This is a genomic window from Pseudoalteromonas sp. SR45-5, from assembly GCF_014163565.1.
Lineage (GTDB): Bacteria > Pseudomonadota > Gammaproteobacteria > Enterobacterales > Alteromonadaceae > Pseudoalteromonas > Pseudoalteromonas distincta.
The window spans coordinates 1-3272 of record NZ_JACJDN010000467.1 but is presented as its reverse complement, the minus strand read 5'-3'; the positions used below and the strand labels follow the sequence as shown (position 1 = coordinate 3272).

The following is a 3272-nucleotide window of genomic DNA, read 5'->3' as shown; positions in this document are numbered from 1 at the left end:
GTTAGCGACAAATCGTTTAATACGGCTTCATCTTTTGTTGGGTACTTAAAGGTTACATTTTTAACTTCAATTAACCCTTTAACTTTATCGACTGAAACGGTGCCAGTATCTTTTTCCATTTCTTCATCTAAAACTAAAAAAATACTTTGCGCGGCAGAGATACCACGCTGCATATCACTATTAACATTGGCGAGTTGTTTTAGCGGTCGCAATAACATCATCATTGAGGCAATTAATGCCATGAAGTCACCTGAGGTAATCGTATCAATCATTGATGGAAGAGATACAGCCCATAAAATAACAGCCATGGCACTGGCAGCTAATATTTGAATAATTGATACACTTAAAGCTTTTGTCGCATCCATTTTAATGCGCTGCTGGCGGTTATGATTATTAATTCTCGAGAAGTGATTGATCTCTTGATCTTGTCCGCCAAATCCATGAATAACTTTATGTCCGCTAAGCATTTGTTCAGAGCTACGTGTAACCTGCCCCATAGCTGATTGGATACTTTTAGAAATATGGCGAAAACGTTTCGATACAACCGCTACAATAATGGCAACGAGAGGGATGATGACTAAAAATATAAGTGAGAGCTTCCAACTGGTATAAAACATTACACCAAGTAAAAAGACAACAAAGGCCCCTTCACGTACAACAATAAGTAACGCTTTAGTAATTGCTTGTTGAACTTGCTCTGTGTCAAAAGTGATTTTTGAAATTAAATCGCCTGTTGAGTTTTTGTCATGAAAAGAAACGGGTAAATGCAATATGTGCTCAAATAACTCTTGGCGTAAAGAGCGTACAACTTGAGAGCCCACATAACTTAAACAGTACGAAGACATAAAGTTAAAAACACCACGCCCTAGTACTAACGCGATAACTACAAAAGGAGCGTACTTTAAAACTTCTGTATTTCGCTGGTTTAAACCTTGATCAATAAACGGCTTCATTAATTGAATGAATAAAGCATCCATTGCTGAATAGCCTATCATCCCAACAATTGCGATAAAAGCGACGCTTTTGTATGCGCCAACATACGAGACAAGACGTTTATAAATTTGTGCAGTACTTTGATCCATAACACTCTCTAAATACAGTAACTCCCTGTATTGTATCCTTCGATGAGATAAAACTAAACGTCAATCTTTGATAAACCAATAACTTTCCTGCCCTCTTGCTGTTTCTATGGCCAAATTGTTTGAGTAGAATTTAATACTAATTTGTCCTTCAACGCCTGTTGTAAATTGCTCGGCGCTTATTGCTTTGTAACGCTCGACAACAACGGGCTTGGGAAATTCCCACTGTCCTTTATAAGCACTTGAATGAATCACAACTTTAGGGGCTACATCACTAATAAAATTAACACTTGAGGATGTATCACTGCCATGATGCGGGCTTAACATGACTGTACTTTTCAACGGTGTATTATTCGCTAATAAGGAGGCTTCACGAGATTTTGATATATCACCTGTAAATAACACACTATAAGTATTACTCGATACTCTAACAACGCATGAATCGTCGTTTTCATTCCCATACCCTATAGTGCTAAAGCTTTCTACTCTTAAACCGACAAAATCAACACTTTGGACTTCACACACATTAAGTGTATTTTCAGGGTGAAATTGCTTTAATGTTTCCCCAAATCCAGCTTCAATAAAATGCTGTATTCCTCCAGCGTGATCGCTGTCTTCATGACTTAGAATCGCTGTTTTTACTGTGAAATTATTTGCTTTTATATAAGGCAATAAGATACTTCGCGTACGACTAAAACGATTAAAATAACTTGGACCAAAATCATAGATAAGCACTTGGTTATCTTTTTCAATTAATGCCATGAGACCATGCCCAACATCAAACACATGAAGCTGCCAGTTAGGCTTTTCTTTTAGAAGATTATTCAATAAAAGTACTGTTAAAGGAATGAAACAGAGCAATTTATAGGGGAGGAAGTAAATCATCAACATAGTAATATAGGTAAAAATGACGAATATTAACTCGATTCTTCCTGTTGTCAGCCATCTTAACGACTCGGGTATTTCATAAAGTAATTTAAATAACGCATATAACCCTGTATCAAACAAATGTATTAAATTACCTATATCTATAAAAGTACTCAGTAATGTAAAAACAATCAAAAATGGTAAAATAATGATGGAAAGAAACGGTATCGCAATTAAGTTAATCACTAGTCCCGCAATACTTACGCCATTAAAAAAATAAAGTGAAAGTGGTAATAAACCGATAAACAATGCTACTTGAATAACAAATAACGCAATAATTTTGTTTTTTATTCGTGTATTTAATATTGGTAATTTATTAATAACAGTAAAAATTATAGCGACCGCTAAAAATGAAAAATACAGACCTGGATTAAGTAAATTAAATGGGTTAACAGTAAGCACTATAACCAAGGCAAATAAAATACTACGCCAACGCAGCGGCTGTTTAGCAAGAAAATAAAGTAACAAATAACAACCCAGCATAATTAGCGCTCGCGTTGCTGATACTAAAAAGTCACTTAAATATACGTAAACTAATGCAGCTATAAAACCGAACGAACTGTAGTAAAGTGTAAGGTTAAATGATTGACCAATTGAAAAGTTTATTTTCGTACAGATAAATCGAATGAATAAATAACCAAAGCTAAAAATCAAACCAATATGTAAACCCGATATAGCCAGTAAATGACTTAACCCAAGTGATTGCATTAATTGTTTATCTGTATAGCTCATTAACGATTTATCACCACTGAGTAATGCATAATAGAGCCACTGCAATCTTGTATTTGTATAGGTATTTTTAATGAAGTTTTGATAATCTAGTACGATGCTTTGTTTATCGCTGTGTATTATATTAAGCTCTTTATTGAGCACTTTACCTTTAAATAATATCCTATTTATAAATGCATAACGTTCAGTGTCAAACACATTAAAATTTTTATTACTGCGAAAATATTTTAAATGGATTAATGCAGAGAATTCATCCCCGACTGTAAAAGGCTGTGCAGAATTAACACTGAGCATTGCTTTGGGTGCTCTAAAATTCGAAAAGCTACTCCCATCTAATGCCACTATTTTGGCTTTGATATACTGAGGTTTTTTATCAGAAATAATCTCTTCAACAACTAATGTAGAATCAAGTGCATACTTTTCGTTCGGTTTTGGTATTTCAAAACTATAAAAAAGGTAAAAATGCATACCAACAAAGCAAATTGCACAAATAAAGCCTAACAATACGTTTAAAAACGGCTTAAAATAAGCGCTCAC

The 3272-nt window shown here is 34.4% G+C and carries 2 protein-coding genes; both read right to left on the bottom strand.

From position 1 onward, the window contains the following. On the bottom strand, positions 1–1082 hold a 1082-nt coding region (locus H5072_RS15200), incomplete at its 3' end, for an ABC transporter transmembrane domain-containing protein (RefSeq protein WP_259395964.1). Positions 1083–1142: 60 nt separating this feature from the next. Beyond that, on the bottom strand, positions 1143–3272 hold a 2130-nt coding region (locus tag H5072_RS15195), incomplete at its 5' end, for a DNA internalization-related competence protein ComEC/Rec2 (protein ID WP_259395963.1).